The sequence below is a fragment of the Psychrobacter sp. Cmf 22.2 genome (genome assembly GCF_001921745.1).
Lineage (GTDB): Bacteria > Pseudomonadota > Gammaproteobacteria > Pseudomonadales > Moraxellaceae > Psychrobacter.
Window position 1 is genome coordinate 1 of sequence record NZ_MRYA01000017.1, and the last position, 915, is coordinate 915.

General features: G+C 39.7%; 2 protein-coding genes. Both read left to right on the top strand.

Annotation, left to right across the window (positions count from 1 at the left end):
• Positions 1-66 precede the first annotated feature (66 nt).
• Positions 67-372, top strand: a complete 306-nt coding sequence (locus BTV98_RS13145; RefSeq protein ID WP_075103765.1) for an IS630 transposase-related protein — start codon at positions 67-69, stop codon at positions 370-372.
• The gene (locus BTV98_RS13150) at positions 347-910 is read left to right on the top strand and encodes a transposase (RefSeq protein WP_198015433.1); all 564 of its coding nucleotides are present in this window, start codon (positions 347-349) and stop codon (positions 908-910) included. Before BTV98_RS13145 ends, BTV98_RS13150 begins: the two co-directional genes overlap by 26 nt.
• Positions 911-915: the final 5 nt, after the last annotated feature.

Below are 915 nucleotides of genomic sequence, written 5' to 3' on the forward strand. Positions count from 1 at the left end.
TATAGTCACCTGACCACAAAAATGTTATAAAATAAATCAACTAAACGATTACCACAATAAATAACCATGACTTACTCCCTAGATTATCGCAAACAAGTCTTAAAAAGCTTAGATGAGGGCATGACCTTTGCTGAAGCTGCTGTTTTCTATGATATCAGTCCAACGACTATCCAGAAGTGGAAAAAGCGTCTTCATAGTAAAACCACTCGATATATTAAGCCCTACAAAATAGAGGATGAAGCCTTAGCTCAAGATGTCAAAGACCACCCTGACGATTATCACTATGAGCGAGCACAGCGTTTTGATTGTAGCCCAACAGGCATCAGTAAAGCCTTAAAGCGTATTGGTGTTAGCAAAAAAAAAGACACTTGAGCATCCCAAAGCCTGTCCTGTGAAAAGAGCGACTTATCTAGCCAAGCTTAACCACTACATTGCTCAAGGCTTTGCTATTGTCTATATGGACGAAAGTGGGTTTGAGAGTGAAACGATGCGTCCTTGTGGTTATGCACCCATTGGTAGCCCCTGCATTGGCAGTTACAATTGGCAAGCCAAAGATCGAACCAACGTCATTGGTGCACTATATGGCAAAACGCTGTTTGCACTCAATTGCTTAAAGACCAACATTAATAAAAAGATTTTCTATCACTGGTGCAAGTTCACGCTGATACCAAAGCTTAAGAGAAAATGTGTAATCGTTATGGATAATGCAGCCTTTCATAAGCGCGTTCAAAAGCTGCTTAACAGGCATGGTCACAGGCTATTATTCTTACCTCCTTATAGTCCTGACTTAAATCCCATCGAGAAAAAGTGGGCTCAAGTGAAGTTTTTACGCCAAGGTTGGATGGAAAATGACTTATCTAAATTGTTTTATGATATTCATCCAAAACATAACTCTTTTGTAGTGCAGTGACTATA

What these genes read in the sequence shown, in the direction of transcription:
- BTV98_RS13145 (WP_075103765.1), top strand. Translation starts at nt 67, where the DNA reads ATGACTTACTCCCTAGATTATCGCAAACAAGTCTTAAAAAGCTTAGAT.